Annotated in this window: 1 pseudogene; it reads right to left on the bottom strand. The window is 55.3% G+C overall.

Annotated features, from left to right (window positions below):
* Window positions 1-235 (bottom strand): annotated as a pseudogene (locus tag R0K30_RS23540) (S66 peptidase family protein); the annotation flags it as partial.

Here is a 235-nt window from a genome sequence, read left to right on the forward strand (position 1 = left end):
GGCGTGCCGAGCGTGGACGTAATGAGCGACAAATTTCCGCCCGCAAGCTCTCCCTCGGCCCTTCCGCCTGTCAGCACCTCAAGCGGAGAAATGTCCTCCGTATAGGTGAATTCCGTTTCTGTAAAAAGCTGATGATACGACGCTTTCGTCAGGGGATCAGCATTTTCAAGCCCGACATCCGTGCTCAGCATCGGGCCGTGAAATGTGACGAGCCCCGTATTTTGATGAATGGCGG

This window comes from Bacillus sp. SIMBA_154, assembly GCF_046536015.1.
GTDB classification, from domain to species: Bacteria; Bacillota; Bacilli; order Bacillales; family Bacillaceae; genus Bacillus; species Bacillus pumilus_P.